At 32.7% G+C, this 4289-nt stretch carries 2 protein-coding genes; both read right to left on the bottom strand.

The window, feature by feature from the left end; genetic code table 11:
- Positions 1–3054 (bottom strand): hypothetical protein (locus tag QHH19_06345; protein MDH7517945.1); only part of this gene is annotated, 3054 nt, incomplete at its 3' end.
- Positions 3055–3313: 259 nt separating this feature from the next.
- The gene (locus QHH19_06340) at positions 3314–4006 is read right to left on the bottom strand and encodes a hypothetical protein (GenBank protein MDH7517944.1); all 693 of its coding nucleotides are present in this window, start codon (positions 4004–4006) and stop codon (positions 3314–3316) included.
- Positions 4007–4289: the final 283 nt, after the last annotated feature.

Genomic DNA, 4289 nt, shown 5'->3' with positions numbered 1-4289 from the left:
GGAAAACCATGAATGTTCTCCAGAGAAGTTAAATAAGTCAAATTCTAAAATGTTGTTTTGGGTATCATTTGCGTATAAATTTTTGATTGTTAAAGTTCCATTGAGGATCTCTGTGTAGTACTGTGGTTCTGATGAGAGGTATGTGGAAAACCATGAATGTTCTCCAGAGAAGTTAAATAAGTCAAATTCTAAAATGTTGTTTTGGGTATCATTTGCGTATAAGTTTTTGATTGTTAAAGTTCCATTGAAAATCTCTATGTAAGATTTAGTGCCTGATGAAAGATTTGTTGAAATATATTCAGCGCCTGAGATGTATATTAGATCACATCTAAACAGAATTTTGTTCACTCTATCTTGATAATATGTTTTTTCCAATGTTGCATTTACATTGCCTTTTAAGTTACTATTCGTTGATGAAATAGATGTATTATCTTTTAAATAATTATTAAGTGTAGACAATGAAGTTGATTTAATTGTATTACTTGAGGATGCAGTGATATTTTTGGATAAGGTTATAGCATCATTTAAAGTTGCCGTGAAATTTCTTAGTTGTTGCTCTGAACAATTTTCTTCTGACGATGATGAAAATTGTTTGATATCTTTAGTGTTATATGATGACTCTAAAGTTATGTCTTTTATCTCTAATTTTCCTCTAGTTGATTCAATTCTGCTATCGAAAAATGATCCTGATGAAATATTTGTGGAAAACCATAGATATTCTCCGGAGAAGTTAAAAAATTTACATGTTAAAGTGTAATTCCATTGATTTTTGCTTTTATAATTTTTTATTGCTAGAGTTCCATTACCTTCTAAACGTCTGTTAGTTAAGTGTGAGGTAGAATTGCTGAATTGGCAATCTGAGTAATTTCCTTCTAATAATAATGAAAATTCATTAATTTGTAGAATTTCATTAGATGAATTTGTACTTAGATTTATTATCTCAAGGGTTCCTAATCCTGTTGCGAACATCTTGCTGTAAGATGAGTTATCTGATAAGATATTATTCTTATAAAAGGACATCTCGCCAGATAATTTAAGTAGGTCGCATCCCAGGGTATTGTTCTGATTATATTTGACATGTAACTTTTCTATTATTACGTCTCCTTCACCTTTTATAGACATGTTACTTGTTGACTTAGCATCTTTGTAATATTCACAACTAATATCCCCATGGGCATTAAATGCTTTCATAGCCAAAAAGTTTTTACCCTGAAAAGAAAAATCATTCAATTCAAAGGATCCATTAACAGCAACAGATAACACAGTTGTTTCTGATGAAGATAACGAAAATACATTAGAGGTTGAAAAATCAAGAGATGAAAACGAACCATTAGCTGTGGATGAGTTATTATCAACTGTTCTGGTTATTGAAAAAACCACATCTTTGGTATGCATATCTAGGCCAAGTTCAGCCTCGGCATTGATCTCAGGAGTTTCAAAATTAAAGTTTACGAAAATTTTTGCATCTTCAGACGAAACCTCAAAATATTTTGCAGAGAAATTACCATTTAAAGAATCATTTACATTTCTCTCACTGGTATTAGTTTCAGAAGTAGTTCTTTCTAAATCAAAAGTAATGTTTTCCGCTTTCAGCTTCAGATTTTTTATATCAAAGTTGATTGTTATTGTTGTATTAGGATCTAATGGGAAGAAATATATTGGGAAAAGCCAATATTCAGCGGTTACGTTACCAAACTCTGCCCCTGCATCGAGATCTAAAAAGAGTGAAGAAGCTGTTGATTTTAGTATATATTTATTTGTCGCATTTTCTTGATTAGTAACCATAAGGGAAAAATCTTTAAGAGTGAACGAGTCGTAGACAGAGAATGATATATCAAAAGTTTCAAGACCCTTAAGAGGAAAACCCCAGGGTGCCAAAACTCCGATTAGTGTTCTGTTTTCCCATGCTACACGACCATGCATACTATTCTCAGGAACAAAACCAACAATGACTGTATTATTAAAAACAGCTTTTACTCTACCAATTTCATCATTATGTGTATTAATATCAATATATCCAGTTCTCCCTATGAGCCATTCAAGGTTTATTTTCTTTGGTATATTTTCTACAGTTATACTCCCATGTTTAACTAATGTAACAGGATTCATTGTCAATTTCCATGTCAGTTCTTTAATAAAAAGCGTGACATTAGAAGGTTTACTATCTGCTCTTGCGATCTCTAAACTCTGACCACGTCCAAATAACTTGGTTTTTTCCTGTTCAAAAATGATTTCTCCAGTTCTAGCCGCTGGTGTGTAATTAACCTGAATAATTTTTTCAGATTTCACCATCCCATTTTCCAAATCAGCTAGAGCGAATATAAGATTCAACTGGCTTTTTCCAACTATGGAACATGGATTCACAGATATTTTATGTGTTGTTTTTTTCATTGGATAAATAAGATGTGGGATAATCTTGTCAGTAACAATACAGGTTTTTGGGATCTCTTCGCCAGCTGGGGATTGATATCCAACTCTGATTCTGTCAATGTCTTGTGTTAAATAAAAAAACTTTGTAATAATTTTTGGGTTATATTCCAAGTATATCTCAAAAAAATCGTATTTGATTTTTTCCATACCTAGAAGACGACGTATTAAAAACGTATTTTTAATACCCAATGCCGGTGGATGTAGATCTAAGGCGGGTCGATGGAAAACCCATACACGTATATCGTTAAAATGGTCACCATTGACATCGATGCTCATTGGAGAAAAAAGTTTCATCCGTGTAACTTTCTCTATTATTTCTGATGATCCATTTTTTTGGTATCTTGTTACCAATTGAAAGATGGGACGCCATTTAGTATTCTTCAGTCTCTGATTGATAAAATCTTTTATTGTATCTCTGATTTTACTAATTGCATTAGCTATTTTTGCTTTAGTAGTTTCTTTAACACCGGTTTTAATATCTTTTATTCTGGATGCAGATGTCACAGTTGAAAAAATAGTTATAACCAGCAGCAATATTAATATGAGAAGAAGGATCTTTCTTGTACTACTTTTATTATGTTTTATAGGAAAATCTAATCTAGTTTTTGAAGTATTAGCTTCCATTAATATTCCTTCATCAAAGCTCCTTGCTTTGTTCTTCTCTCATATAAAGATACTATTATATTAATATATTATTTTTCTTATATATAAACTTATATATAAAATTATCTTCTTTTTCAATAGATAATCTCATAAAATATTTCTAACACCAACTTTCCTTTAAAAAACAGGTTCGTTCAATCCGTAGCTACAACGATTATAAAAAAAAGAAAAAGGTTTTTAGTTTTTTTTGATCCCGCGCGGTTAAAGTTTTCAACATAATTTAACGCATCACAACGCGCGCTCTGCCAAGTAATATCATAAGCCCAGATGGTCCAGGAAGGTTCATACCAAGCTCTCCGATGTTGATGTATAGACCAGTGAAGACTGTTGTTCTTACAAGGTGTAGGCCTAATCTGTCGCCGTATTCAATTCTTGGTGGGAGTAAATTCACGTTAAAATTCCCAGTGTAACCGGCTAAATAGAGGAACCACATTGGCCTTAGCATGATTCCTAGGAATGTCTCATAGTCATAGAATGGAATAATTGACTTTCCCCATCCAACACTTGCTATGCAACTTCTTCCAGGCTCTAATTCAATAAACTCATTCCATAACCAATCTTGACTTATCGGGTCTGCACCATTCGCCACTAACAATTCATTTAATGAGCCAAGTATTGCTTCTACATAAGGTTTTATTGCATCTTTTTCTTCTTGTGTTAATTTCCAGTCATGGAATGGTTTTGTCTCAGTTAAATACTCTTGAAAGGCTGCAACGTGACCCCTAAATGTTTCAAGTTCCTCGTCTGGTACGTCTATTCTTATTGTTAAGTCTTTTATAGTTGGGGACTTTTCTTTATTGTTTACATCTTCTTTTGTAATTTTTACAACGTTTACTGGCTGACTCATCGCAGGTACGGCAGCTAGTGTTAGAAATGCTGCTATTACCAGAACTGATAGAATCGTCTTTCTCATAGCTTTTTTTTCACCTCCTCCGTCTGTCAATTTTAGGGAGTTTAAGAGCCTTGTACTTGATCATTCTTTAAATCTCCCTCTTATTGCAGACAACTATATTATATTGATACCTGACGGCGTACCAATATTATGATTATAGGTATACATGTAGTTATATAAAAATTTTATAGAACAGTCGGCTACATCCCGAAATGAGTCGAAGAATTATCTCTTGAACAATATTTTACTTTGAAATAGATCATAGAACATACAGAAAAATGTTGTCTCAATCGGTGATTTCACA

It is taken from the genome of Candidatus Thermoplasmatota archaeon, assembly GCA_029907305.1.
Lineage (GTDB): Archaea > Thermoplasmatota > E2 > DHVEG-1 > DHVEG-1 > JARYMC01.
This window is presented reverse-complemented; position numbering and strand designations above follow the sequence as displayed.